The 25,077-nt window shown below is 71.2% G+C and carries 27 protein-coding genes and 1 tRNA gene; 14 read left to right on the forward strand and 14 right to left on the reverse strand.

Going from position 1 to position 25,077, the window contains the following annotated elements; translation table 11 throughout:
* Positions 1-100: 100 nt before the first annotated feature.
* Positions 101-2,764: an LppU/SCO3897 family protein gene (locus IF46_RS0107535; RefSeq protein WP_030487557.1), complete on the forward strand. Its 2,664-nt coding sequence runs from the start codon at positions 101-103 to the stop codon at positions 2,762-2,764.
* A 701-nt stretch (positions 2,765-3,465) separates the two neighbouring features.
* Complete coding sequence (locus IF46_RS0107540) at positions 3,466-5,304, forward strand: NHL domain-containing thioredoxin family protein (protein ID WP_030487558.1); 1,839 nt, start codon at positions 3,466-3,468, stop codon at positions 5,302-5,304.
* A gap of 34 nt (positions 5,305-5,338) precedes the next feature.
* Here the strand turns inward: IF46_RS0107540 and IF46_RS0107545 are convergent, their stop codons facing one another.
* Genes IF46_RS0107545 through IF46_RS0107555 form a run of 3 tightly spaced genes read right to left on the reverse strand, consistent with a single transcriptional unit; the run spans position 5,339 to position 7,618 of the window.
* Positions 5,339-6,088, reverse strand: coding sequence for a LamB/YcsF family protein (locus IF46_RS0107545; RefSeq protein ID WP_030487559.1), 750 nt, complete (start codon positions 6,086-6,088; stop codon positions 5,339-5,341).
* Complete coding sequence (locus IF46_RS0107550) at positions 6,072-7,034, reverse strand: biotin-dependent carboxyltransferase family protein (RefSeq protein ID WP_420063551.1); 963 nt, start codon at positions 7,032-7,034, stop codon at positions 6,072-6,074. Before IF46_RS0107550 ends, IF46_RS0107545 begins: the two co-directional genes overlap by 17 nt.
* Entirely contained in the window at positions 6,932-7,618 is a 687-nt protein-coding gene (locus IF46_RS0107555; RefSeq protein WP_030487560.1) for a 5-oxoprolinase subunit B family protein, read from the reverse strand. The genes IF46_RS0107550 and IF46_RS0107555 overlap by 103 nt, the downstream gene beginning before the upstream one ends.
* Positions 7,619-7,725: 107 nt before the next feature.
* On the opposite strand from IF46_RS0107555, the gene trhA reads away from it, so the two are divergent.
* Positions 7,726-8,403 (forward strand): PAQR family membrane homeostasis protein TrhA, encoded by a 678-nt coding sequence (gene trhA, locus IF46_RS0107560; protein WP_030487561.1) that lies wholly within the window; start codon positions 7,726-7,728, stop codon positions 8,401-8,403.
* 113 nt (positions 8,404-8,516) lie between these two features.
* Here the strand turns inward: trhA and IF46_RS0107565 are convergent, their stop codons facing one another.
* On the reverse strand, positions 8,517-8,804 hold the full coding sequence (locus IF46_RS0107565; RefSeq protein WP_030487562.1) for a DUF6458 family protein: 288 nt from the start codon (positions 8,802-8,804) through the stop codon (positions 8,517-8,519).
* Between the two features lie 112 nt (positions 8,805-8,916).
* Between IF46_RS0107565 and IF46_RS0107570 the strand changes: the two genes are divergently transcribed.
* Complete coding sequence (locus IF46_RS0107570; protein WP_030487563.1) at positions 8,917-9,456, forward strand: SixA phosphatase family protein; 540 nt, start codon at positions 8,917-8,919, stop codon at positions 9,454-9,456.
* A 49-nt stretch (positions 9,457-9,505) separates the two neighbouring features.
* Here IF46_RS0107570 and IF46_RS0107575 read toward each other — a convergent pair whose 3' ends face one another.
* The 4 genes from IF46_RS0107575 to IF46_RS0107590 form a co-directional block, all read right to left on the reverse strand.
* Positions 9,506-9,775: a DUF6458 family protein gene (locus tag IF46_RS0107575; protein ID WP_030487564.1), complete on the reverse strand. Its 270-nt coding sequence runs from the start codon at positions 9,773-9,775 to the stop codon at positions 9,506-9,508.
* Between the two features lie 195 nt (positions 9,776-9,970).
* Positions 9,971-11,827: an acyl-CoA dehydrogenase gene (locus IF46_RS0107580; protein WP_030487565.1), complete on the reverse strand. Its 1,857-nt coding sequence runs from the start codon at positions 11,825-11,827 to the stop codon at positions 9,971-9,973.
* Between the two features lie 128 nt (positions 11,828-11,955).
* A complete protein-coding gene (locus IF46_RS0107585) occupies positions 11,956-13,080 on the reverse strand; it encodes a PP2C family protein-serine/threonine phosphatase (protein WP_030487566.1) in 1,125 nt (374 codons plus the stop codon).
* Between the two features lie 104 nt (positions 13,081-13,184).
* Positions 13,185-13,811: a septal ring lytic transglycosylase RlpA family protein gene (locus IF46_RS0107590; protein WP_030487567.1), complete on the reverse strand. Its 627-nt coding sequence runs from the start codon at positions 13,809-13,811 to the stop codon at positions 13,185-13,187.
* Between the two features lie 219 nt (positions 13,812-14,030).
* Here IF46_RS0107590 and IF46_RS0107595 point away from each other — a divergent pair, with 219 nt between their 5' ends.
* Both IF46_RS0107595 and IF46_RS0107600 read left to right on the forward strand, forming a co-directional pair.
* A complete protein-coding gene (locus IF46_RS0107595) occupies positions 14,031-14,582 on the forward strand; it encodes a phosphoribosyltransferase family protein (protein ID WP_030487568.1) in 552 nt (183 codons plus the stop codon).
* Positions 14,583-14,647: 65 nt separating this feature from the next.
* On the forward strand, positions 14,648-15,079 hold the full coding sequence (locus IF46_RS0107600) for an ASCH domain-containing protein (protein ID WP_030487569.1): 432 nt from the start codon (positions 14,648-14,650) through the stop codon (positions 15,077-15,079).
* 20 nt (positions 15,080-15,099) lie between these two features.
* Here the strand turns inward: IF46_RS0107600 and IF46_RS0107605 are convergent, their stop codons facing one another.
* Positions 15,100-15,981 (reverse strand): LLM class flavin-dependent oxidoreductase, encoded by an 882-nt coding sequence (locus IF46_RS0107605; protein ID WP_030487570.1) that lies wholly within the window; start codon positions 15,979-15,981, stop codon positions 15,100-15,102.
* Positions 15,982-16,038: 57 nt separating this feature from the next.
* Between IF46_RS0107605 and IF46_RS0107610 the strand changes: the two genes are divergently transcribed.
* The 3 genes from IF46_RS0107610 to IF46_RS0107620 all read left to right on the forward strand — a co-directional run bounded on the left by IF46_RS0107610 (position 16,039) and on the right by IF46_RS0107620 (position 17,742).
* Positions 16,039-16,233: a hypothetical protein gene (locus tag IF46_RS0107610; protein ID WP_030487571.1), complete on the forward strand. Its 195-nt coding sequence runs from the start codon at positions 16,039-16,041 to the stop codon at positions 16,231-16,233.
* A gap of 127 nt (positions 16,234-16,360) precedes the next feature.
* Complete coding sequence (locus IF46_RS0107615; RefSeq protein WP_030487572.1) at positions 16,361-17,065, forward strand: dihydrofolate reductase family protein; 705 nt, start codon at positions 16,361-16,363, stop codon at positions 17,063-17,065.
* 32 nt (positions 17,066-17,097) lie between these two features.
* Positions 17,098-17,742 (forward strand): dihydrofolate reductase family protein, encoded by a 645-nt coding sequence (locus IF46_RS0107620; protein ID WP_030487573.1) that lies wholly within the window; start codon positions 17,098-17,100, stop codon positions 17,740-17,742.
* A gap of 25 nt (positions 17,743-17,767) precedes the next feature.
* On the opposite strand, the gene IF46_RS0107625 is transcribed toward IF46_RS0107620, so the two are convergent.
* Both IF46_RS0107625 and IF46_RS0107630 read right to left on the reverse strand, forming a co-directional pair.
* Positions 17,768-18,109, reverse strand: coding sequence for a VOC family protein (locus IF46_RS0107625; RefSeq protein WP_232233964.1), 342 nt, complete (start codon positions 18,107-18,109; stop codon positions 17,768-17,770).
* A gap of 113 nt (positions 18,110-18,222) precedes the next feature.
* Positions 18,223-18,792, reverse strand: a complete 570-nt coding sequence (locus IF46_RS0107630; protein ID WP_030487575.1) for a TetR/AcrR family transcriptional regulator — start codon at positions 18,790-18,792, stop codon at positions 18,223-18,225.
* A 98-nt stretch (positions 18,793-18,890) separates the two neighbouring features.
* Here IF46_RS0107630 and IF46_RS0107635 point away from each other — a divergent pair, with 98 nt between their 5' ends.
* The 4 genes from IF46_RS0107635 (at position 18,891) to IF46_RS32330 (ending at position 22,389) form a co-directional block, all read left to right on the forward strand.
* The gene (locus IF46_RS0107635) at positions 18,891-19,826 is read left to right on the forward strand and encodes a ketopantoate reductase family protein (protein ID WP_232233965.1); all 936 of its coding nucleotides are present in this window, start codon (positions 18,891-18,893) and stop codon (positions 19,824-19,826) included.
* Between the two features lie 62 nt (positions 19,827-19,888).
* On the forward strand, positions 19,889-20,938 hold the full coding sequence (locus IF46_RS0107640) for an LD-carboxypeptidase (protein WP_084597814.1): 1,050 nt from the start codon (positions 19,889-19,891) through the stop codon (positions 20,936-20,938).
* 97 nt (positions 20,939-21,035) lie between these two features.
* Positions 21,036-21,725, forward strand: coding sequence for a class I SAM-dependent methyltransferase (locus IF46_RS0107645; protein WP_030487578.1), 690 nt, complete (start codon positions 21,036-21,038; stop codon positions 21,723-21,725).
* A 61-nt stretch (positions 21,726-21,786) separates the two neighbouring features.
* Positions 21,787-22,389 (forward strand): 2'-5' RNA ligase family protein, encoded by a 603-nt coding sequence (locus tag IF46_RS32330; RefSeq protein WP_084597815.1) that lies wholly within the window; start codon positions 21,787-21,789, stop codon positions 22,387-22,389.
* 83 nt (positions 22,390-22,472) lie between these two features.
* On the opposite strand, the gene IF46_RS0107655 is transcribed toward IF46_RS32330, so the two are convergent.
* Both IF46_RS0107655 and IF46_RS0107660 read right to left on the reverse strand, forming a co-directional pair.
* Positions 22,473-22,546 (reverse strand) — tRNA-Gly (locus tag IF46_RS0107655).
* 193 nt (positions 22,547-22,739) lie between these two features.
* Positions 22,740-23,297 (reverse strand): pyridoxamine 5'-phosphate oxidase family protein, encoded by a 558-nt coding sequence (locus tag IF46_RS0107660; protein WP_030487580.1) that lies wholly within the window; start codon positions 23,295-23,297, stop codon positions 22,740-22,742.
* Between the two features lie 99 nt (positions 23,298-23,396).
* Between IF46_RS0107660 and dcd the strand changes: the two genes are divergently transcribed.
* The gene (dcd, locus tag IF46_RS0107665; RefSeq protein WP_030487581.1) at positions 23,397-23,975 is read left to right on the forward strand and encodes a dCTP deaminase; all 579 of its coding nucleotides are present in this window, start codon (positions 23,397-23,399) and stop codon (positions 23,973-23,975) included.
* Between the two features lie 60 nt (positions 23,976-24,035).
* Here the strand turns inward: dcd and IF46_RS0107670 are convergent, their stop codons facing one another.
* A complete protein-coding gene (locus tag IF46_RS0107670; RefSeq protein ID WP_030487582.1) occupies positions 24,036-25,076 on the reverse strand; it encodes an NlpC/P60 family protein in 1,041 nt (346 codons plus the stop codon).
* Position 25,077: the final 1 nt, after the last annotated feature.

Genomic DNA, 25,077 nt, shown 5'->3' on the forward strand with positions numbered 1-25,077 from the left:
TGCGGGGAGCCGGCACAGCGGCACGCCGGTGACGCCGGCAGCCACGCCGAGGAGACCGATCGGCACCGGCGAGCCGACATGTGATGGAGGAGGCGCACCCATGACGTCCGAGGGCCCGCACCGACCCGGCCAAGAGCCGGACGAGGTGTCACCGGGCGCCGGCGGACCGGCGCCGTACGGCGACCGCCCGGCGCAGCCGGACAACGGCCAGAACGCCGCCGGCCCCGACCTGGGCTGGGCACCCCCGCCCCCGACGCGGCCCAACCCGTCGGCACCGGCATGGGCGACCCAGCCCGAGCAGCCGCCGGCCCCCGCCTGGGGTGCCGCCGCTGCTCCCCAGTCCAACGACCCAGCGCAGCCCGCCTGGGCCGCCGGCGGTGGCGCAAGCGAGCCGCCGCAGCAGCAGCCCGGCGCGTGGCCCGGCAACGAGAGCGCGCCGACCCCGGCGCAGCCCGCCCCCTGGGCAGCGCAGCAGCAGGGCTGGACACCGACCGAGCAGAGCGCACCTGCGCCGGCCTGGACCCCGAGCGCGGCCGCTGAGCAGCCAGACTGGGTGCAGGCCCAGCCGGCCGCGCGGGGTGCCGCCCAGGTTCCCCCGGCCACCACCGCCTGGCCCGCCCAGGAGGACCCGGCCGCCAGCGGCTGGGGCGGCGCGGCGCAGGCCAACCCGTCCGCCGGTGACTGGCGCGGGGCCGAGTCTCCGCAACCCGAATCCGCGCAGGCCGCCGGCTGGTCCAGCGGCGCCCAGCAGGACCAGGCTGCCGGCAACGGCGGCTGGCCCGCCAGCGGTGCCGCCCGCGACGACCAGCCGGTGTGGACGCCGGCCGAGCAGTCGCCACCGGCCTGGGGCCAGCCCGCCGAACCGACCGAGCAGCCTGCCCCCGACTGGGGTCAGGCCGCCCAGCCGAATGCGGCCCGTGGTGCGGCCCAGGTTCCGGCTCCGACGGCGAGTTGGCCCGCGCAGGACGACCCTGCGCACTCCGGCGGGTGGGCCGCGCAGCAGCAGGTGCAGCCTTCAGGGTGGAACGACGGCAGCGACGCGCGGCAGGACCAGCCCGCGCAGCCGGCCGCCTGGGGCAGCGCCGAGAACCGTCCGCAGCAGCCCGACTGGGTGCTCCCGCAACCGGAGCAGCCGACCGAGCGGCCGGAGCAGGCCGGGTGGACCCCCGCGGAGCAGAGCAACCTCCCCGCCCGGGCCAGCGCCAGCGTGCCCGGCAACGACGGCACGCCCGGCTGGCCCGCCAGCCCGGACAACGCCGCGCGTGGCAACTCCGGCGTGCCGGAGGTAGAGCCGTGGGCACCCGGTGAGGTGTGGGGTCGCGCGGAGGCGGAAGCTTCCGCACAGTCCCGTGCCGGCTGGGAGTCGGACCGGGGCGATGAGGCACCGGCCTACCAGCCCGGGCCCGCGCCGGGCATCTCGCCGGCGAACGCGGTGCCCCTGCCTCCGCAGGAGCAGCGTGTGCCGGGTGCGAGCCTGGCCGCCGCCCCGCCGGCCGACTACGCGCCCCAGGCCCAGTTCGCCGCGATCCCCGAGCAGCCCGCCTACTCCGAGCGGGAGACCCCGGACGCCGCCGCGCAGTACGGGGGCCGCACCGACGACGCCTCCGCGAGTGGGGCGGTGCCCGCCCCGCGTACCTCTCCGGAGTCCGGAGCGGGCCGTGCGGTCGTACCGGTGTCGGAGCCCGAGTCGGCAGCCGGCGCGGGTGCCCGGGCCACGGCGAGCGCTTCGGTGCCGCTGGCCAGCCGGGTGATGCCCCCGACCGACCAGGCGATCCGACCGACCGGCACGGCCACACCCCAACCCCGGGTGTACGGCCGCCCGGCTCGACCCGAGCCGGAGGCCGAGCCGGAGCCGGAGGCGTTCGGGGGCGACCCGGGCGCCGACCGTCAGGTCGCTCCGGAGTGGCAGAACGAGCCGCAGCGCCAGGTCGCACCCGACTGGCAGAACGAGCCGCCGCGGCAGCTCGGGGCTGGTTGGGGCGGCGATTCTCCGGCCGAGCCGCGCTTCGACGACCGGCAGCCCGCACCGAGCGCGTTCAACGACGCCCCGCCGGCTTTCCCGCCCGGTGTGCCGTCCTTCGTCGACGCCCCGGGCAACAACCGGCCGGTGAACGGCGTTCGGCCGCACTCCAGCGCCGAGCCGGCAGTGGACCAGTTCGGCGGCCCCGGGTCGCCGGCCGCTGGCACCGGCACGGTGAACGGGACGTCGACCTTCGGTGCGCCGAACTTCGGTGGCCCGAGCTCCGCTGGGCCGGACTTCAGCGGGCCGGGCTTCGGTGCCGCGCCGGCAACCGAGCCGGTGCCGGGCGGCGGCTTCCCGCCGTCGTTCCCGCCTCCGGCACACCCCGCGCCGGCCTGGGGCCAGGAGGCCGGTCAGGCGGACCAGGGCCGGTTCGACGCGTTCAAGCCGGACGCCGCCGAGCCGAAGGTCGAAGCACCGACACCGAAGGTACGCAACGGCCGGGTGCTGGCCGCCGTGTTGATCGCCGCGGTGCTCATCCTGGCGGTGCCGCTCGGTCTGCTGCTGCTGCTCGGCAAGGTCGGCAAGGACGACGCGCCGGCCTTCGACCCGGCGGTCGGCACCTGCGTGAAGCAGTCCGGGCAGGGTGGCGCCTCGGCTGCGGACTGCGGCGAGGCGGGCGCGTTCACGATCGTCACGAAGGTGGACGCCAAGGAGAAGTGCACCGACACGACGCAGCCCCACGTGGTGCTGCCGGGCGGGGGCACCAACCGGGTGCTCTGCCTGAAGCCGACCACGAAGTAGCTCCACCGACGGCGGGGCCACGGGTAACCGTGGCCCCGCCGTCGTCGTACCCGGAGCCTCTTGCTTCAGGCACAATTCGGTCGTGGAACGCGAGCTGGCGGCGGCGCTGGGGCCGATCTTGGGAAGCCTGGCGGGGTGCAGCCCGATCTTCGCGATGAGTCGTGGCGAGAGGACCCACAGACCGCCAGTGCCTTCCTCTACGCCCCAGACGGTTCCGGCCGAGGGATCTCGATCGACCTCGGCCTACCCACCGTGACACAGGTCGTCGCGCTCGCCGACCAGGTTCAGGAATGGGCAGTGGAGACACTGTGGTCACTGGACTGTGCCACCAACTGGCCGCCCTGTCCCCAGCATCCCGATAGCCACCCCCTGGCAGCGGTGGTACGCGCCGGGCGAGCAGTCTGGGCCTGTCCCACTCTTGAGACCGAGGTCAGCGAGATTGGGAAGCTAGGCCACTGAGCCAGCTACTCGCAGCTCGACCCGTCGACCTTGCAGTTTCGGTCGTTCTTCTGCACCCAAATGCACCTTAGGTCGGGACAGAAAGTGCAAGATCGGCGCAGGTCAACTTGCCTACCCGTGTCACCGGATGGTCCGCGAGTACGCCGCAAAGCGCCGGGAGCGCAACGAAGGCGGCACAGGCTAGGACGCTTGTCATACGGGTCACGGCGGCTGGGCCCACGGGGCGTGGCAGGCTGGCAGGCATGGGAACGACAGCGCGTGTACGTGCCCCTGAGCTACGGGGTCGGCAGTGGCTCAACACCGGCGGCCGTAATCTGACCTTGCAGGACCTCCGCGGCAAGATCGTCGTCGCGGATTTTTGGACTTTTTGCTGCATAAATTGCCTCCACGTGCTCGATGAGCTGCGTCCGCTGGAGGAGAAGTACGGCGATGTGCTCGTCGTGATCGGCGTGCACTCGCCGAAGTTCGAGCACGAGAAGGACGCCGACGCGCTCGCCGCGGCCGTGGAGCGGTACGGGGTGCACCACCCCGTACTCGACGATCCTGAGCTGGACATGTGGCAGCAGTACGCGGCCCGGGCCTGGCCGACCCTGTCGGTGATCGACCCCGAGGGTTACGTGGTGGCCACGATGGCTGGCGAGGGGCACGCCGAGGGCCTGGCCCGACTGATCGACGAGCTGATCGCCACCCACGAGGCCAAGGGGACCCTGCACCGGGGTGACGGGCCGTACGTCCCACCGCCGGCACCGGAGACCGCGCTGCGCTTCCCCGGTAAGGCGGTGCTGCTGCCGAACGGCAACCTGCTGGTCTCGGACTCGGCCCGGCACTCCCTGGTCGAGGTTGCCCCGGACGGCGAGACGCCGGTACGCCGGATCGGCTCGGGCGAGCGGGGCCGGGCCGATGGGCCGGCCGCCGCGGCGACGTTCTCCGAGCCGCAGGGCGTGTGCCTGCTGCCCACGCACGTCGCCGAGGTCGCCGGCTACGACCTGGTGGTGGCCGACACGGTCAACCACCTGCTGCGTGGCGTACGGCTGGAGTCCGGCGAGGTGGTCACCGTGGCCGGCAGCGGCCGGCAGTGGCGCGCCGAGGTCGACGACCACGCCCACGACGCGCTCGCCGTGGATCTCTCCTCCCCGTGGGACCTGGCCTGGTACGACGACAAGCTGATCGTGGCGATGGCCGGCATCCACCAGCTCTGGTGGTTCGACCCGATCAAGCGGACCGCCGGCATGTACGCCGGCACCACCGTGGAGGCGCTACGGGACGGCCCGCTGGCCGAGGCGTGGATGGCGCAGCCGTCGGGGCTCTCCGTCTCCACCGACGGCACCCGGCTCTGGGTGGCCGACAGCGAGACCAGCTCCATCCGGTACGTCGAGAACGGGGTGCTGGGCACCGCCGTCGGGCAGGGCCTGTTCGACTTCGGGCACGTGGACGGCCCGGCGGAGTCGGCGCTGCTCCAGCACCCGCTGGGTGTGTGCGCGCTGCCGGACGGCTCGGTGCTGATCGCGGACACGTACAACGGCGCGGTGCGCCGCTTCGACCCGGCCAGCAACCAGGTCTCCACCGTCGCCGACGGGTTGGCGGAGCCGAGCGACCTGGTGCTCACCCCGTCCGGTGAGGTGCTGGTGGTGGAGTCCGCCGCGCACCGGTTGACCCGGCTCGCCCCCGGTGCCCTGTCGGCGGCGGGTGCCAGCACGGTGGACGGGCCTCGGCACCGCACCGAGCGCAAGCCGACCGACATCGCGGCCGGCGAGGTCACCCTGGACATCGTCTTCACCCCCGCGCCAGGGCAGAAGCTGGACGAGACGTACGGGCCATCGACCCGGTTGGTGGTCTCCGCGTCCCCGCCGGAGCTGCTGGTGGAGGGTGCCGGCACGGGCACCGAGCTGTCCCGCCGGCTGGTGCTCAACGGCGAGGTCACCGCCGGGGTGCTTCAGGTGACCGCCCAGGCGGCGACCTGCGACGCGGACGTCGAGCACGCGGCCTGCCACCTGACCCGGCAGGACTGGGGCGTACCGGTCCGGCTGGTCGACGGCGCAGCGACCCGGCTGCCGCTGGTGCTGCGCGGCCTGGACGCCTGACGTGACCTTCAGGGGCCCGGTGGGCCCCTGAAGGTCACGCGAACGGGGCCAGGGTGACGTTGGCGTCGATCAGGGTGGCGCGGACGAGTTCGGCGGCGGAGACCGCGCCGGGGGTGTCGCCGTGCACGCAGATCGAGTCGACCGAGCAGGGGATCACGGTGCCGTCGACCGCCACCACGATGCGTTGCGTGGCCATCCGCACCGCCCGTTCGGCCACCTGCTCGGGATCGGTGATCACCGCGCCGGGGGTGCCGCGCGGCACCAGCGCCCCGTTGGGCAGGTAGGCCCGGTCGGCGAAGGCCTCGGCGACCACCGGCAGGCCCGCGCCGACGGCGAGTTGGGCGAGCGTCGAGCCGGACAGGCAGAGCACGGGCAGCTCGGGGTCGTAGCCGCTGACGGCGGCGACCACCGCCGCTGCCTGGGATTCGTCGATGCTTGTCGCGTGGTAGAGCGCGCCGTGCGGCTTGAGGTAGCGGACCCGGGTGCCGAACAGCTGGCAGAACGCGTCCAGCGCCCCCAACTGGTAGGTCACCTCGTCGCGTAGCTCGGCGAAGTCGTACGCGATATGCCGCCGGCCGAAGCCGGCCAGGTCCCGATAGCCGACCTGCGCACCCACCGCGACCCCGCGTCGTGCGGCGCCCTCGCAGACCCGCCGCATCGTGGACGGGTCGCCGCCGTGGAAGCCGCAGGCGACGTTGGCCGAGGTCACGAGGCTCAGCAACGCCTCGTCGTCGCCGAGTCGCCAGATGCCGAATCCCTCGCCCAGGTCAGCGTTGAGGTCCATGGAATCTGACGGTAGTCCCTGGGCGGGCCTGCGCGAGCGGGGTCACGTCGGTCACCACCCCGATGACGGGGTATCCACCGGTGGTCGGATGGTCCGCGAGGAAGATCAGGGGTTGTCCGTCCGCCGGCACCTGCACCGCGCCGAGCACGATGCCCTCGCTGGGAAGCTCGCCGGCGACCGCGCGGGGCAGCGCCGCGCCGGCGAGCCGCGCGCCGACCCGGTTGCTCACCGGGCTGATGGTGTACGCGCTGCCGAAGAGCCGGTCGAGCGCGGTCGGCATGAACCAGTCCTCGCGAGGACCGGGGCCCAGCGTCAGGTGCAGCTCTTCAGGCGGCGTGGGGCACACGGTCAGGTCCACCGGTGCGGGGGCGTCGACCGGATCACCGAGCGGCAGCAGGTCACCGTCCCGCAGCGGAGGCGGGCCGAGCCCGGAGAGGGTGTCGGTGGCCCGACTACCCAGCACCGGTGCCAGGTCGATGCCGCCCGCCACCGCCAGCCAACTCCGTACGCCCCGTCGGGCGGGACCGATCCGCAGCACCGCCCCGGCCGGCACGCTCAGCGGGCGTCCGGTGTCCCCGGGCCGAACACCCGCCTGCACCGGGACCTCCGCGCCGGTGACCGCCACCGTGCTGGCCCGGGTCAGCCGCAGGGTGCAGCCGGTCAGGGTGATCTCCAGCCCGGCCGCGTGCTCCGCATTGCCGACCAATCGGTTGGCCAGCCGCAGGGCAGCCGGGTCGAGGGCACCGGACCGGGGTACGCCCAGGTGCGCCCAGCCGGGCCGACCCAGGTCCTGCACGGTGGTGAGCGCACCGGCGCGGAGCACCTCGATGCTGCCCCGGTGGGTCACGCCGCCACCATCCGGACCGTGGTCCCCGGACCGAGTCGGGTCGGCGGGTCGGCGGCCACGTCGAAGAGGACCAGGTCGGTCCGGCCGACCAGCAACCAGCCGCCCGGCGACGCGCTCGGGTAGATGCCCGCGTACGGGCCGGCCAGCGCGACCGAGCCGGCCGGCACCCGGGGCCGAGGCGTGGCCAGCCGGGGCAACGCCAACTCGGCGGGCAGCCCGGTCAGGTAGGGAAACCCGGGGGCGAAGCCGCAGAACGCGACCCGCAACCGGGTGCTGGTCAACAGGTGCCGCACGGCCGACTCGTCCACGCCCCAGTGCTCCGCCACCGCCGGCAGGTCCGGCCCGTCGAAGAACACCGGTACGACCACCTCCGCCGCGTCGTCGTCGGCGGCTTCGGCGTGGGCCTCGGCGGGGCGGGTGGTCGCGATGGCGACGGCGGACGCCCATCGGGTCAGCTGCTCTGCCGTGGCGCTCGGGTCGGGCAGGCCGTCGAGCAGGACGGTCCGGGCTGCCGGCACGATCTCGACGGCGATCAGGTCCCCCCGCTCCCGACGCCGCCACAACTCGGCCCGCCACGCTTCCACCAGCGCGGCCTCGGGGACGCCGGCCGCGGCCTCGGGGACGTCGGTGGGGGCTGTGCAGTCGAGTAGCAGGGCGTGCGCCCCGACGGGTCGGATCCGCATCCGCTCATCCTCGCCGATGTGATTCCGATCCGGTGTTCACGACAACGGTGCCGGGTGTCACCAACGCCACTACTTCCAAGTAACCTACGGTGCCGTAACCTGACTACGTGAGCACTTCCGCCCCGCTTCGCCTGAAGCCGGTCGACATCGGTAAGCCCCGGATGCGCGGCTGGCTACACACGTACGCCTTCTTCGTCGCCCTGGTCTGCGGCATCGTGCTCTGCTCGATCGCCGCCACCCGGCCGGGGTGGGCACCCCTGGTCAGCTGTCTCATCTACAGCCTGACGGTCTGCGGTCTCTTCGGCACCAGCGCGCTTTACCACCGTCGGGTGTGGTCAGAGCGCGGCTACCAGGTGATGCGCCGGATGGACCACTCGATGATCTTCGTGTTCATCGCCGGTACGTACACACCGCTCTGCGCCATGCTGCTCGAACCCCGGCCGGCCACCGTGATGCTGGCCCTGGTCTGGGGCGGTGCGCTGGCCGGCGTGGCGGTCAAGGTGGTCTGGCCGCACGCGCCGCGCTGGGTGTCCGCGCCGCTCTACCTGGCGTTGGGCTGGGTGGCGGTGGCCATGCTGCCGGAGATCCTGCACGGCGGTGGCGTCACGGCACTGGTGCTGCTGATCGTCGGTGGCGCGATCTACAGCATCGGTGCGGTCTTCTACGCGTTGCGGCGACCCAATCCATGGCCGACCGTCTTCGGCCACCACGAGTTCTTCCACGCCTGCACCCTGGTGGCGGCGCTCTGTCACCACATCGCGATCTACTTCGCGCTGTTCGCCTGACATCAGCAGACCCGACGCCGCGGCGAGGGCCGGGGACCGGGGACCTAGGGCTGGGGCGACACGCGAGCCGGGGCCCCGCGACGCTGCGGGACCCCGGAGTGTGCGAGCGAGGATCAGACCGGCCGGCCCGGCCGACGCACCTCGCGGTACTCCCGCATGACCTGGTCGTCCTGGACCGGCACGACCCGGTCGGCTACCACGCGCTCCTCGCGGACCGGTGCGGCGACCACCGTGCGGCGGCGGCTGCTCCAGAAGTAGAGGGTGGCGAGCAGGCCGGCGACACCGGCGAGCATCAGCACCCAGCCGACCACGGCCAGGTTCAGCCAACCCAGGTCGGCCTCCACTGCGAACGCGAAGATCGCGCCTAACGCGATCAAGAAGATGCTGCCACCAATGCCCATGTCTCGCTCCTCGGCTCTAACCTGGCGTACGTCGCGCCGCGGCCGTCGGTAGGGGTGCGGCATCCAACGACTTACCCCGGCACGGAGATCGCCAATCGGGCAAGCTGGTGGCATGACGGACGCCGACCCCGAGACCCGGACGCTGGTGTTGCTGCGGCACGCGAAGGCCGAGCAGGGCAGCGACGCGGCGGACGACGCCGAACGGCCGCTGAGCGCCCGCGGCAACGCCGACGCGGCTGCGGCTGGTGCCTGGTTGGCGCACCACGGGCTCCTGCCCGACGTGGTGATCTGCTCGACAGCCCGCCGCACCCGGCAGACCTGGCACGGGGTGGCGATGGGGATGACGGGTTCACCGCCGGAGGGTGGCCCGACCGGTCCTCGCCCGACCGTCCGTTATGAGCCAGGCGCGTACGACGCGCATCCGGAGGAGTTGTTGTCGCTGGTCCGCACGGTGGATCCGGCAGCCCGCACAGCGCTGCTCATTGCCCACAATCCGGGCATCTCGCTGCTCTCCGCGCTGCTCGATCCGGAGGGGGCGGACGAGGAGGGGTTGCGCACCGCCGAGCTGGCGGTGCACCGCTGCCCGACCGGCTGGGCGGAGCTGAGCCGGGCGGGAGCGCCGCTCACGGCCCGACACACCGCACGCGACTGAGCCACCCGCCGATCCGGCGGGTGGCTCAGGGGTACGCGTCCAGCAGGGATCAGGACGGCGGCGCGGTTGGTGGTGGCGGGTCCGGCGGTGGCGGCATCATCGCCGTCGGATGAGACAGCCGGTTCTCCTCCACGATGAGGGTTCGTGCCCGCTTGCGCCGGTCCTGCCAGAACCAGACCGTGGTCAGCAGTACGGCCAGCCCGGCCAGGATGAACACCCAGCCGACCGCTCGTACGTCGATCCACCAGACGTTGGCTCTCAGCGCGAAGGTCAGAATCGCGCCGATGGCGATGAGAAAAATGCCGCTTCCTACACCCATATGCGCTGCACTCCCCCGTGCGGTGGCTCTGGGCGTTCCCTTTCGAGGTCACGCGACGGTTACCCGCCACGCCACCGGCATACCCGACCGGGCTAGCCCAATACGTGCCCACCGCCGGGGCGAGACGGCGACGGCCGGCGGGGCAGACCTGCCCCGCCGGCCGTCGGTGCCGGGTGGTGCGACCCAGCACAGGACCTAGAAGGCCTCCTCCGGGAGGTCCATGATGTCGAGGTCGGCGCCCTCGATGATCCGCCGGTCGGAACCGATGCGGGGCAGCACCTCGCGGGCGAAGAAACGGGCTGCGGCCACCTTGCCGGTGTAGAACGCCTTGTCGCTGGCGGACATGTCGCCGGCCAGCGCCTTCAGCGCCACCTCGGCCTGCCGCTGGAGCAGCCAGCCGACCACCAGGTCGCCGATCGCCAGCAGGAAGCGCCGGCTGCTCAGCCCGACCTTGTAGAGCGCGCGGGTGTCGCCGCCCTGCGCCTCGCCCAGCCAGCCGGTCAGCACGCCGAGGATGTTCTGGATCTCGGCCAGCGCCTTGCCGAGTGCCTGCCGCTCCTCCTTGAGCTGGCCGTTGCCCGCCTCGGAGGAGATGAACTCCTGGATCTCGCCGGAGACCGCCAGCAGCGCCTTGCCGTTGTCCCGAACGATCTTGCGGAAGATCAGGTCGAGGCTCTGGATGGCGGTGGTGCCCTCGTACAGGGTGTCGATCTTGGCATCGCGGACGTACTGCTCCAGCGGGTAGTCCTGGAGGAACCCCGAGCCGCCGAAGGTCTGCAGTGCCTCGTGCCCGAGCAGCTCGTACGCACGCTCGGAACCGACGCCCTTGACCAACGGCAGCAGCAGGTCGTTGACCCGCTTGGCCAGCTTGGTGGCCTGCTCGTCGCCGGCAGCCTCAGCGAGCGCGACCTTGTCCTGCCAGGTGGCGGTGTAGAGGACCAGAGCACGAAGACCCTCGGCGTACGACTTCTGCAGCAGCAGCGAGCGGCGTACGTCCGGGTGGTGGGTGATGGTGACCCGGGGGGCGGTCTTGTCCGCCTGCTGGATCAGGTCGGCGCCCTGCACCCGGTTCTTCGCGTACTCGAGGGCGTTGAGGTAGCCGGTGGAGAGGGTGGCGATGGCCTTGGTGCCGACCATCATCCGGGCGTACTCGATGATCATGAACATCTGCCGGATGCCGTCGTGCCGGTCGCCCAGCAGCCAACCCTTGGCCGGCACGCCGTGCTCGCCGAAGGTCACCTCGCAGGTGTTGGAGACCTTCAGGCCCATCTTGTGCTCGACGTTTGTGGCGTAGACGCCGTTGCGCTCGCCCAGCTCGCCGGTGGTCTCGTCGAAGTGGAACTTCGGCACCACGAAGAGCGACAGGCCCTTGGTGCCGGGGCCACCGACGCCCTCCACACCCACCGGACGGGCCAGCACGTAGTGCACGATGTTGTCGCTCAGGTCGTGCTCACCCGAGGTGATGAAGCGCTTCACACCCTCGATGTGCCAGGTGCCGTCGGGCTGCTGGATCGCCCGGGTGCGGCCCGCGCCCACGTCCGAGCCGGCATCCGGCTCGGTGAGCACCATCGTGGAGCCCCACTGCTTGTCGATGAAGAGCTTGGCCCACCGCTTCTGCCGCTCGGTGCCCTCGACGTGCAGCACGTGCGCGAAGGACGGGCCGGAGGCGTACATCCAGACCGGGGCGTTCGCACCGAGCACCAGCTCGGCGAGCGCCCACCAGAGGGCACGCGGCGCGTTGGTGCCGCCCAGCGCCGGCGGCAGGTCCAGACGCCAGAACTCGGAGTCCATGAATGCCTGGTAGGACTTCTTGAACGACTCCGGCAGCGGCGCGGTGTGCGTCGCCGGGTCGAAGACCGGCGGATTGCGGTCACTGTCCGTGTAGCTGGCGGCCAGGTCCTCGCGGGCGAGGCGGTCGACCTCAGCGAGGAAGCTGCGGGCGGTGTCGGTGTCGAGATCCGAGTACGGCTCCTGGCCGAACGCCCGGTCCGCCCCGAAGACCTCGAACAGGTTGAACTCGAGATCCCGGAGGTTGCTCTTGTAGTGGGTCATGCTCGCTGGCCCCGCTTCCGGACAGGTGTTACCGATCAGTAACTCCGAACTGTATTACTCGCGGGTAGGCAGCGACAAGCGGATCACCCAAGTGACGGCGATTACACACCTTCGCGCGCCGGCCGGGCTCAGCTCTCGGCGGCGCCGACCTCCCAGCTCGGGACGGCGACTGCCGCGCCGGTACGAGCACCGACATACTCCATCAGGACCAGCGCGATGTCGTCGTCGAGCCGACCGTGGACCCACTCGACCAGGGCGGTCTCCAGCGAGGCTAGCCCGTCGGCGACCGTGCCGTGGCCGAGCAGTCGCCAGGCCCGGTCGGCGGTGGGGAAGAACTCACCGTCCCGCCGCGCCTCGCCGAGGCCGTCGGTGAACAACAGCAGCCGGTCCCCGGGCTCCAGGCGTTCGACCCGGGGGCGGACCACCGGCATGAACCCGAGCGGAGGCGCCGGCGCCGGCGGTTCCAGCGGGATCACCGCGCCGCGACGCAGCAGCAGCGGTGGCGGATGCCCGCAGTTGACGATCGTGAGGGTGCCGCCACGCTCCTCGACCAGGGCCGCCGTGACGAAGTCCTCGTCGCCGACGTTACGGGCCACCGCGCGGTCCAGGTCGGCGACGACGGCCCGCAGGTCGGCCCGTTCGTATGCCACGTGCCGGTAGGAGCCGAGGACGATGCTGGCCAGCCGGACCGCGTCCAGGCCCTTGCCCCGCACGTCGCCGATGATCATGCGTACGCCGTAGGGGGTGTCGATCGCCTCGTACAGGTCGCCGCCGATCTCGGCCGTCGCGGTGGACGAGATGTAGCGTCCCGCGACCGAGAGCGTCCCGACCTGCGGCCCGAGCGGGCGCAACACCGCCTGCTGGGCCACCGCGGCGAGCTTGGTCAGCTCGACGATCCGCTCGGCCTGCCGCTGCCGAACCCACGCCACTGCCATGGCCAACCCGGTGGCGAGTGCGACCGCGACAACGTTGACCGAGGTGACCAGCGACATCTCCGGCGCGATCAGCGCGAAGCCGGCGCCGATCAGGGTCGCCGCGACGCCCACGCCCAGGACCACCAGCCAGGATGCCAGGGCGGCGGCGAGGATTGGCGCGGCCGCCAGGAGCGCGAGGTAGTGCACCTTGCGGCCGTCCGCCGCCTCCACCGCCGACACGAGCGCGAGCAGAACGAGGGCCGCGCCGAGGCCGGCGCGGGATCCGGGGCTCAGCGGGCGACGGCCCGACTGGAGGAGTCGCGTGGGTACGAGGGACAGTTTGCCTGATCGACGTGAGCCGGTGAATGGACCTGACCCGTCGTCCGAGAAGGTTCTGTCCGGCCGGCCCAGTTGGCCGGCCGAATCGGCGTCGCCCAGCGCGGTCAGCCGAGAACCTCGTAGCGGACGGTGAGCGCGCCGACGTCGACCGAGGCGATGCTGGCGAAGGCGGCCCGGGAGAGGTCCAGGCAGCGGCCTTCGATGAACGGGCCACGGTCGTTGATCCGCACCGTCACCGACTTGCCGTTGGCCGGGTTGGTCACCCGGACCTTGGTGTTGAAGGGCAGCGTCTTGTGCGCGGCGGTCAGCGCGCCGGGGTTGAACGACTCGCCGTTGGCGGTGAGCTGCCCGTCCGAGTAGAACGAGGCGCCGCACGAGCCGCTCTCCAGCACCTTCGCGGCGGCGGTGGTCTTCTTGGTGGTCGGCTTCGGCGACGCGGTGCGGGGCTTGGCCCGGGAGGCGGCCTGCTGCGACCGGGTCGCCGACGGGCTGGCGGTCACACTCGGCGAGGCACTGGCGCTCGGCGAGACCGCCGGGGAGCTGGGGGTGAGGCTGCTCGCGGCGGTGGTCGGGGTGAACTCGAGGGCCGCCTGACCCGACTGGTCGGGGCCGGAGGCCAGCTGCACGGCACCGACGGTGCCGCCGACGGCGAGGGCGACGCCGACCGCCGCGGTGGCGACGATGCCCGCCGGGGAGGAGAAGATGCGGGTACGAGAGTGCTTGCCTGCCACCGGCCCGGTCCTTTCGTCGTCTGAACAAACCGGGTCGGACCGTAACGAGAGAAGTACTTCCGAAGTCAACGTGATCATGTTGATATGCCCGCATTTGCCCAGATACGTTAGCCGATCATCCGACCCCTGATGGGCCGGGCGGCCCAGGTGCCGCCACGCCACCACGTCGACCGCCAGTGCCGGCTGCCACGCCAACCGCCAGTGCCGCAGGATGAGCGGATGTCCGCTGAGCTGACCGAGCGCCTCGCCGCCCTGTTCCGGTGGATCGACCCCGGCCCCGACAGCAGTCACCTGGTCAGCGACATCTCCGGTTGGTGGCGGGATCCGGCGGTGCTGGCTGAGCTGGGACCGGCCCTGGTGGCGCCGTACCGGGCCGCCCGGCCGACGGTGGTGCTCGCCCCGGCAGTCACCGGGCTGCTGCTCGGGCCGTTGGCCGCCACCGCCCTCGGGGTCGGGTTCGTGGCCGCGCACAAACCCGGCGACGGGCGACTGCCGGCCGGGCCACTCACCTGGGCGCAGAGCCCACCCGACTACCGGGGCCGACGGGTCGACCTCGCCGTACGGGACCGGCACCTCGGCCCCGAAGACCGGGTGCTGGTGGTGGACGACTGGGTGCGCACCGGCGCGCAGCTCCACGCTCTCTACGACATCTGCGCCGCTCGGGGCGCTGAGGTGCTGGGCACCGCCGTGGTGGCCGTGGACTGCCCGCCCGACGTCGCGGCCGACCTCCGGGTCACCGGCCTGATCAACGCCGCCGACCTGCCGGCTTGACGCGCACCAACGAGCCGGGCGTATTGCGGCGGCAGCCCGGCCCGCGCTGGCCTAGCCTCGGCAGGATGTGGCCTCGGATCGGTGAACTGCGCACCCTCGCCCTCGGCACCCCCGGCGAGCTGCGGGCAACCCTCAACACCCTGGTGCTGGCCGGCGTGAAGACCGCGACAGCCGGTCGCCTCGCCGAGTACGCGGAAGAGGGCGAGGAGTTGGAGCACGTGGGCGAACGCCTGGCCCTGGTCGACGACGACAACGCGCTGGCCGGCGTCGTGGAGATCACCGGAGTCGAGGTGGTCCGCTTCGCCGACGTGCCGTGGGACTTCGCCCGCGCCGAAGGTGAGGGTGACCGCTCGATCGAGGAGTGGCGGGCCGGGCACTCGGCGTACTGGGCGCGGCTCGGCACGCCGGTCGACGGCGAAACGCCGATCGTCTGCCTCCGGCTCCGGCTGGTCTCCGGCGGCGAGGGTGGAGTGGCCAGCGGCGACCTCGGCACCTGACGCGGCGGGTGTGGGGGGCCTCAGCCGCGCAGTTGTGGCAGCAACCGCGTCGCCACGTCCACCAGGATGGCCTCGTCACCGGCGTACCAACTGCTGGCGCGCGGCCAGTGCGTCACCACGTCGGTGAAGCCCAACTCAGCGGCCCGGCCGACCTGATCGGCGAAGAACTGTGCGCTGCTGAGCGAGAAGACCGGTGCCGCGTCCAGCGAGAGGTAACGGTCCAGGCTGGCCGGGTCGCGGCCGGCCTCGTCCAGGGTCCGGTCCATTCGCGCGGACAGCGCCGACACGCTGGCCCACCAACCCGCCAGGTCGTTGTCGTCACCGGTGCCGGTGGTCACCCATCCCTGCCCGAAGCGGGCCACCAGCCGCATCGACCGTGGTCCGTTGGCAGCCACCACGAACGGCACCCGAGGCTGCTGAACGCAGCCGGGGTTGTTGCGGGCGTCCACCGCGGCGAACCAGTCACCACGCCAGGTGGTGCCGTCCTCCCGCAGGATCAGGTCCAACAACTCGGCGAACTCGGCGAACCGGTCGACCCGCTGACGCGGTGGCAGCGTCTCACCGCCCAGCACCGCCGAGTCGAAGCCGATGCCGCCCGCGCCTAGGCCGAGCAGCAACCGACCGTCGGAGACGTCGTCCACCGTGGTGATCTGCCGGGCGAACGCCGCCGGGTGCCGGAAGTTCGGCGACGCCACGAGGGTGCCCAGCCGGATCCGCGAGGTCACCGTGGCGGCGGCGGTCAGCGTGGCCATCGAGTCGAACCACGGGCCGTCAACCAGGTCACGCCAGCCCAGGTGGTCGTACGTCCAGGCGTGGTCGAAACCCCACTCGTCGACCTGCCGCCAGCGACGCTGCGCCTCCGACCACCGCTGGTCCGGCAGGATCACGATGCCAATCCGCATGATCGCCAGCCTAGCCGGGGACACCACCGCGACCAGGTTCTCGCTACCGTTCGGCTTGTGGACCTACACGCGCAGCGGATCGGCACCGTGCGAGCGTTCGGCACAGTCTCGCTGGTGGCCGGCTTCATGACGACACTGCTCAGCATGATGTCCAGCTACGACGGGCTTGAGCCACACATCTTCGCCGCCTTCCTGATCCTGACCGGCCTCGGTCTGCGGATCGAGGCGGCGATCGTCGACCGCAGGCCGTAGGTCCAGCAGCGTCAGACAATGAGTGACGTGCATCACCAGTCTGCCCAGTAGGGAGCTTGCATTCGGCTCCGACCCCTCGGCGAGCGACACCCAGGCAGGGTGGCGCCCGAGGAGAGGACCAGGCGCGATGACGAAGGTGACCGCACAGCTGTCGGTGTCGGTGGACGGCTTCTACGCCGGCCCACGCTTCGACGGGGACGGCGACTGGATGGCCTCGGCGGAGAGCGCCAAGTTCTTCCGGGTCACCCGGTGGGCGACCGAGGCCGCGGCCTGGCGCGAACGGCAGGGCTTTGCCGGCGGGGAGCAGGACACCAACTCCGAGGTGATCGCCGAGTCGTTCGGCGCGGCCGGCGCGTACGTGATGGGACGCCGGATGGCCGACGGGGGTGAGGTGCCCTGGGGCGAGGAGCCGCCGTTTCGTGCACCGGTCTTCGTCGTCACCCACCGCCCCCGCCAGCCGTTGCGCAGGGGCGGGGGCACCAGCTTCACCTACGTCACCGATGGCGTGGCCAGCGCCGTCGAGCAGGCGCGCGCCGTGGCCGGCGGCAAGGACGTAGCCATAGCCGGGGGCGGCAGCATGGTGCGGCAGGTACTCAAGGCCGGCCTGCTCGACGAGTTGGAGCTGCACGTCGTACCTGTCGTGCTCGGCACCGGTCTGCGGCTGTTCGACGCGGACCTCGACCTGGGCGAGAAGGAGGGGATCGAGCTGACGCCGACCCGCGTCCTTGCCACCCCGCAGGTGACCCACATCCGGTACGCGGTGCGCGGTCGGGCCCCGCTCGTGCTCGACGACCGGGGCAGCGGAGGTGGCCCGACGGTGACCGCGAACTGAATCACGGCCCATCGACTCAGAAGGAGACCACCGTGCCGCAACTCTTGCGGGTGCAGTGCTTCAACGTTTCGCGCGACGGGTTCGGCACCGGAGAGGGGCAGAGCCTGGAACGGCCCTTCGGCCACGCGGACCCCACCCCGCTGTTCTCCTGGCGTGCCGCCACCGCCAGCTTCGTGTATCGCACCGAGCCGGGCGGCACTCGCGGCCTGGACGACTATCTGACCCGCGACGCCGAGTGCAACATCGGCGCGGAGATCATGGGTCGCAACAAGTTCGGCCCCCAGCGTGGCCCCTGGGAGGACCATGAGTGGCAGGGATGGTGGGGGGACAACCCGCCGTTCCACACGCCAGTCTTCGTGCTCACCCACCACGAACGCCCGTCGTTCACCCTGGCCGACACCACATTCCACTTCCTCGACGCCAGCCCGGCCGAGGCCCTGGACAGGGCGAAGCAGGCAGCCGCCGGGCGAGACGTACGCCTCGGTGGTGGGGTGGCGACCATCCGTGAGTTCATCGAGGCGGATCTGGTCGACACGATGCACATCGCCGTCGCGCCGGTCGACCTCGAACGGGGTGAGCGTCTGTGGAACAGCCCCGACGAACTGCTCGACCGCTTCCACCTCGAGTCGGTGCCCAGCCCCAGCGGAGTCACCCATCTCCTGTTCTGGAGACGATGACCGCACTCTTGGCGGGCACGGACGTCTACAGCCGGGCCAGCACCAACAACCGGTTGCCATCGGGGTCGGTGACCCGCGCGGACCGCTCACCCCAGGGCTGGTCGACCGGTTCCTCGGTGACCGTCGCGCCACCCGTGCGCAGCGCCCGCACGGCCGCGTCGCAGTCATCGGCGTAGACGCACAGCTCCCAGCGGTGCGAGTCGGCCGGCCCGCCAGCCTCCGGGTTGGCGGCCAGGCCGAGCTCGCTGCTGCCCAGCCGCAGAGCGACGAACTCCGGTGCGCCCTCGTCCGGGAACCGGTAGGTCAGCTCGAAGCCGACCACGTCCCGGTAGAACGCGATCAGTCGTGGCAGGTCAGGTGTCGTCACGATCGGAAAGGCTTCGGTGAACACGGACCACCTCCACGCCGGACCCTAGCCGGTGTCGAGGCCCGCAGGAACTACCACCGTCGATCCCCTGTCTGCCGAGATCAGCGCACTACTCATGGTGCCGTGCGGCGGAGGCCGGCGAGGACGAGGGTGATGACGCCGTCCGCGTCGGTGCGGTAGGTCGGGTGGTCGTAGGCCGCACAGATGCCGTGGAGGGCCATCATGACGGTGCCGGCACCCACGTCGTCGCGGATGGTTCCGGTCGCGACGGCGGCGGCCAGCAGGTCGTCGATGACCTGACCCAGGGCCTGGGCACCCTCTGCCAGCGCGCCCGACTGGGTGGCCATGAGCGTGGCGAGGGTGCGGGCGAGGCCCTCGTGGCTGTGCAGGTGGTCCACGAAGCCACGCAGGAAGGATTCCAGCGCCTCGTCGGCGGGGAGGGTGACTTGCAGCTCGTGGGCGCGGTCGCACATCGCCGTCAGCTCTTCGCGGTAGACCGCCTCGGCCAGGGCTTCCCGGGTGGGGAAGTGGCGGTAGAGCGTGCCGGTGCCCACACCAGCGAGTTTGGCGAAGTCGTCGAAGCGCAGGTTGAAGCAGCCGCCGGCGAACAGCTCGCGGGCCTTGGCGATCAGGGCGTCGCGGTTGCGGCGGGCGTCGGCGCGCAGTGGCTTGGCATCGGTCACGTGGGGCCCCATGTTGACAAGTGGAGACTGTCTCCATATTTTGAATAACCGGAGACGATCTCCAATTATAGGGTACGAGGTGCCGCGTGAAGATCTTGATGTTCGGCCGGGGCGTCATCGGCGCGACGTACGGGTGGGCCCTGGAACGGGCCGGGCACCAGGTCGAGTTCTTTGTCCGGCCGGGGCGGGCGGCAGCGTACGGCGATGCCATTGATCTTGATCTGCTCGACGCCCGGCGACGGCCGTGGGGAAAGCGCGTCGCCGAGAGGTGGCCGGTGCGCTACCGCGAGTCGCTGGAGCCGGACCATGACTTCGATCTGATCGTGCTCAGCGTGCAGCACTACGGTTTCGCGGAGGCTGCGGCCTTCCTGGGACCGCGTGTGGGTAAAGCCACGGTGCTCGTCTTCAACAACCTGTGGGTCGAGCCGCTGGCCGCGACCGAACACCTTCCCGCCGATCAGGTGGCCTGGGGCTTCCCCGGGGCTGGCGGCGGTTTCGGCGAGGACGGTGTGCTGCGTGGGGCTCTGCTGCCCGTGGTCTTCTTCGGCACTTTCGACCGGCCGCCGACCGAGCGCGAGCGGGCCGTGCGCCAGGTGTTTCGTGAGGCGGGGTTCAGGATCCAGGAAAACTCCGACTTCCGTGGCTGGCTGTCAATCCACTTCGTCCAGAACGCAGGCCTGCACACGCAGAGCCTGAAGCTGGGCTCGTTGTCCAAGCTGACGACCGGCGGCGTACGCGAAGCTATTCTTGCCACCCGCGAACTCCTGCCGCTCGTCGAGGCTCGGGGTGTCGATCTGCGGCGGCACCGCAGCGAGCTGCTGCCCTTCACCGCTCCCGTCTGGCTGGCAGCACCGGCGATGGCCTGGCTGTTCAGGCACTTCCCGCCGGTGCGCCTGGTCATGGAGGCTCACGCCAACCCCGAGGAGCTGCGCGCGGTCTGCCGCGACACCCTGGCGGAGGCGCGCAGGCTGGGCGTGGAGGTGCCCCGACTGGAGGCGGCCGAGCCCTACTTCGCCGCCGAGAGAACGATCTAGGCAGCCACGTGCTGGTGCTGAAATGAGATGCGCACGGGCTGGCGCACCTGTTGGATCTCGACATGAAACATGAGCTCGTCCGTCCTCGGAAGGCACGCCCAGGCGACCAGATCGCCGTCATCTCGCCGTCCTTCGCCGCGGCAGGCGCCTTCCCCGAGATCCACGAGCAGGCCATGCGACGGCTTGCTGACCTGACCGGCCTCGTCCCGGTGGAATACCCCACCACCCGCCAGGTCGGTGCGAGCGCGGCAGCCCGTGCGGCGGACATCAACGCCGCTTTCGCGGATCCCCGGGTACGCGGCATTCTCGCCGTCATCGGCGGCGAGGACCAGATCACTGTCATCCCGCACCTGGACGCGGGCCTCGCCCGGGCCGATCCGAAGCCGTTCCTCGGCACCAGCGACAACACCAACCTGCACCACTGGCTCTGGGGGCTCGGCGTCGCCAGCTTCTATGGCGGGTCATCCCAGGTGCACCTCGGCCCCGGGCCGGCCGTGGACGACATCCACGTCCGGTCGCTGCGAGCGGCGTTGCTAACCGGGGAGCGGCTGGAGATCACCGACCCGGGTGAGTCCGAGGATGTCGGAATCTCCTGGGCCAATCCGGAGGCGTTGACGTCCTTCGGAGAACGCGAACCGACCGAGCCGTGGAGCTGGCACGGACCACGCCGCGCAGTCACCGGTCCCACCTGGGGTGGCTGCCTGGAAGTCATCCAGTGGATCCTGACGGCGGGACGCTTCCCGTTTCCCCCCGAGGCTCTGCGCGGCGGGGTGCTGATCATCGAGACGTCGGAGGAGCTTCTACCGGCGCGTGATGTCGGGTGGATTGTCCGATCACTTGGTGAACGCGGTCTCCTCAGCGCCGTCGACGCGGTCCTGGTCGCCCGTCCGCCGGTCTCCGACCACACCCGCCGACCCGCCGCCGCAGATCGGGTACGGCTACGCGAGCAGCAGCGCGACACGGTCGTCGAGATGGTGACCCGCTACAACCCCGAAGCAGTCGTCTGCGTCGGTGTCCCGTTCGGCCACACCAGACCGCAGTGGATCCTCCCCCACGGCGGCCCGGTCACCGTCGATGGCGTGGACCGCCGAATCTTCGCCGACTACCGATAGGAGCCCGTGCCGCTGCTGGTCGGCGACGGTCGCTTGCGCGCGGCCGCCGCCTGCCAAAACAGTTGCGGATCGGCTGATTAGCCGGGATTGTGCTCGGATGCCGACCGGGACCGGATATCACGACGAACTCGGTGAGTTCTTCGCGCAGAACGCCAACGCCAGCCCCTACAACGCGTACACCGATCGGCCTGCGATGCTGGCGCTCGCTGGTGACGTCGCCAACGCGGACATCCTCGATGTCGGTTGCGGTGCCGGCCACTACGCGGCCGAACTGCTGGCGGGTGGCGCCCGGGTGACCGGCATCGACGCGAGCGCCACCCTGCTCCGCCATGCTCAGTCACGTGCCGCTCGGGCAGAATTGCGCCTGCACGACCTGGAGCGGCCGTTGGACTTCGCCGCTGACGCGTCCTTCGACGGGGTCGTCTGCGCGCTGGTCATCCACCACGTGACAAACCGGCGACAGTTGCTCGCCGAGCTGCGTCGGGTCCTACGTCCCGCTGGTTGGCTCGTCATCTCGACCACTCATCCGACAGCTGACTGGCGATACTTCGGCGGTTCCTACTACGACCAGTCCTGGGTCGACCTGCCGCACGGGCCTGGTGTCCTTCACTTCCAGCGCACGACGCTGGAAGCATTCCTCGGCGAACTCCTGGACGCCGGATTCACTCTGGAGAAGCTCGTCGAGCCACGGCCGTGTGCCGATCTCCGCGAGGTAGACGAAGCCGCCTACGCCCGTCTCACCGAACGGCCATCCTTTCTCGCCGCGCGACTGCGGTCCGGAGCCTGAGAACGGGCGGCTGACACGAATCCAGTAGACCGGGACCGACCATGGTCGGGAAGCTACGGGTATGGAACCGACACAGACGGCGCTCATCGTGCCCATACCCGCGGCCGAGGAGGCGGTAGGCCGGTTTCGGGCATCGCTCGACCGGGCTGCCTCCTGGGGCGTGCCAGCGCACGTGACCGTCCTCTACCCGTTCCTGCCCCCGCAGCAGATCAATGAGCAGACCGTGGCCGTGCTGCGCGAGACCATCGCCGGAATACCGCGGTTCGACGTCGCGCTGACGCACGTCGGCTGGTTCGGTGAGACGGTCGTCTGGCTTGCTCCGCAGCCAGATCGTCCGTTCCGGGAGCTCACTGCGGCGGTGTGGCAGCAGTTTCCCGCGGCGCCCCCATACGCCGGGGCGCACGCCGAAGTGGTGCCGCACCTGACCATCGGTCACGACGCCGCCAAGCCCGTGCTGAGCCACGCTGCGGAAACCGTCTCCGCACTCCTACCGATCAACGCGGCCATCGACAGGGTCCGGCTCATCGCCGGAACGCCGGACGTGAGCCCTTGGCGCACCGTCTGCGAGTTCCCGCTGGGTTCCGCACCGCTGGCGGCGGCTGGTACGGGAATCGACGCGGTCACGGCAGGAAGTCATGGCGCGGCCGGTGGGCGGGATCTCTGAGGAGGGTGGCACGCCGGGAACTCGTGGCCTGGGAACATCGAAGGCCCTGACCGGGACTCACGTCCTGGCCAGGGCCTTCGCAGTGGAGCGGGTGACGGGAATCGAACCCGCACTGTCAGCTTGGGAAGCTGATGTTCTGCCATTGAACTACACCCGCAAGCGGCACCACTGTACCCGAGTCATCGGTCCCGTGCACCCAGGCACCCCCGGCCGCAGTGTCCGCGTGCCGCCCCGCCCGGTCGGCCCGGGTTGATCCACTCGGCTTCCTGGAAGTCGGGGCATCCGAGCTGCCGGGACACCGCAATATCAGTGAAGTCGAGTTGATCATGCGGGGCGGTGGGCCGCTGTGGTCAGGCGGCCGTGCACTGGACGTCACGGCTGAGGCGGGTCGGGCGCGCCTGGGGCACGGCGAGTGGCGTGGCCGCCGCCGACGGGGCGTGTGGGTCGAGCCAGACCCGGACGGCTGGCCGACCCGGCGTCAGGCCCGGGATGCCCGCCGGGTGCTGCTCACGGCGGGTCAGCATCGCCACGTCGACGGTGAACTCGAAGAGCAGCCAGTCGACCAGCGGCTCGGCGCGGGCGCTCTGCGCCAGTTGCGCCACTCGGGCCGGATCGGTCACCGGACGGGCTCGCCCCGCCACGTACGCCTCGTCGTCGCTCTCCTCCGGAGGGAACGAGTGCAGCGCGTACCGGCCGTCACGTTCGAGGTCGCGGCGCTTAGGAGAGTCGATGATGAAGCAGAACAGCCCCTCGTCGGTGATGACCGGGGAGACCGGATGGACGCGGGGCCCTCCGTCGGCACGGACCGTGGCCAGGTAGCCGAAGCCCGGCCCGTATTGCTGGAGGAGAACGCGGATCCCGTCGGCGAGTCGGGGCTCGTCGGCGGCGAATTCGGACCAGGAAGCCATGCGGACATTCTATCGAACAAATGTACGAGCAGCGACCTCGACGCGCTGGTCACCGGCACCGAATCCGACGGGTTTGGGCGTCGCCGCTATGGTGGTCCGATGCTGCTCTCCGACCGCGACCTGGTCTCCGAGATCAAGGCCGGCACGCTGGGCCTGGAGCCGTTCGAGCCGACCCTGGTACAACCGTCCAGCATCGACGTCCGACTCGACCGGTTGTTCCGGGTCTTCAACAACCACCTCTACACCCACATCGACCCGGCCATGCAGCAGGACGACCTGACCTCGGTGGTCGAGGTGCCCGACGGCGAACCGTTCGTGCTGCACCCGGGGGAGTTTGTGCTCGCCTCGACGCTGGAGGTCATCTCGCTGGGCGATGAGCTCGCCGGCCGGCTGGAGGGCAAGAGCTCCCTGGGCCGGCTCGGGCTGCTCACGCACTCGACCGCCGGCTTCATCGACCCGGGCTTCTCTGGTCACGTCACGCTGGAACTCTCGAACGTGGCGAACCTGCCGATCACCCTGTGGCCGGGCATGAAGATCGGGCAGCTCTGCATCTTCCGGCTCTCCTCGCCGGCCGAGCACCCGTACGGCTCAGTGGTCTACGGCTCGCGCTACCAGGGCCAGCGGGGGCCGACGCCCAGCCGCGCCTGGCAGCACTGGCGTACCTGGCCAACCCGCTGAGAGACCAGAACGACGAGGGCCCGCCGCGACGGATCGCGACGGGCCCTCGGCTCACCCGGGTCAGCCCGGGCGGCCGTAGCTGTGGATCTGACCGTCGTCGGCCCGCTTCATCTTGACCGGCTCACCGGCCTGCGAGGCGTGCACCACCCAGCCGCCGCCGACGTACATCCCGACGTGGTGGATGTCGCTGTAGTAGAAGACCAGGTCGCCGGGGCGCAGGTCGGCCTTGCTGACGTTCTTGGTGGCGCGGCTCTGCGCGGCGGCGTTGTGCGGCAGCGACACACCGGCCTTCGCCCAGGCGGCCAGCATCAGCCCGGAGCAGTCGTACGAGTTCGGGCCCTCGGCGCCCCAGACGTAGGGCTTGCCGATCTGCGCGCAGGCGAACTTGACCGCGATGCCCGCGGCGCCGCCGGGGTAGCTACCCGGGCAGGGTGCCGGGCGCAGCGGACCACCGCCACCGTTGCCGTACACCGTGAGGCGCAGTTTCTGTAGGCGGTCGATCTCTTCGTTGATCTGCTTCTTCTTCGCCGCCAACTGAGCTTCGGTGCGGGTCAGCTGGGCCACCATCTCGTCCAGCGGCGCCTTCTGCGCGGCCAGCTGGTCGCGCAGGTCGGCCACCTGGCGGACGTCCTTCTGCTGGTTGTGCGCGAACCGGTCGAGCATTTCGAGCTGGTCGACCACCTCGCCGGGTGACCGGCTGCCCAGCACCGCGTTGACTGTCGAGACGTTCTCACCCTTGTAGGCGCGCACAGCCAGGGTGCTGACCTTGTCCATCGCGGCGTCGACCTGACGCTCCAGCGGGGCGATCCGGGCGGCCAGCGCGTCGGCCTGCCTGCGCTTCGCCACGAGGTCGGCGCGGGTCGCGTTGTGCCGTTCGATGATCGGTTCGAGTTTGTTCCAGTCGGCGTCGATCTGGCGCTCGATCTCGGCGACGGACGGATCGGCGTGGGCCGCCGTGGCACTGCCCGTCAGGACGACGGCGATGCCGGCCAGCGCGGCGATAGCGGTGGTGAAGCGGGACCAGCGTGGGCGCGGCACGATCGACGAAGGGCCGGCTGGTTCCGACCGCTCGGACGACGGCCGCGGGGCATGGAGTGCCACC

The sequence above is a fragment of the Micromonospora chokoriensis genome (genome assembly GCF_000718555.1).
Classification (GTDB): Bacteria; Actinomycetota; Actinomycetes; order Mycobacteriales; family Micromonosporaceae; genus Micromonospora; species Micromonospora chokoriensis_B.